The sequence below is a fragment of the Bacillus pretiosus genome (assembly GCF_051294775.1).
Lineage (GTDB): Bacteria > Bacillota > Bacilli > Bacillales > Bacillaceae_G > Bacillus_A > Bacillus_A wiedmannii.
Window position 1 is genome coordinate 1 of sequence record NZ_JBPPHF010000660.1, and the last position, 279, is coordinate 279.

Annotated in this window: 1 pseudogene; it reads left to right on the plus strand. The window is 32.3% G+C overall.

Annotated features, from left to right (window positions below):
• A pseudogene (locus ACSG5Z_RS32585) lies at nt 1–279 on the plus strand (LPD1 domain-containing protein); the annotation flags it as partial.

Below are 279 nucleotides of genomic sequence, written 5' to 3' on the forward strand. Positions count from 1 at the left end.
GGGTAGATCTTGTTTTATCTAATGGTAAGGAAATGAGCAATGGTTGGTCTGCATTTAGAAAAAATAAGAATGTAACATTCACATTCAAAAGAATGGTAGAGGAATTTTTTGATGAGTTTGTTGATGCAGATGGTATGGAATTATTAATATTAGGGAAGAAATTCATATCACTTTGTACAAGTTCAAAAAGTATTACTTCTACGTACCTTCGTGTATCACATGAATTAACATGGAATGATTTACTTACGAAAAAGGTTACGACTCGTAAGAAATCCGCAG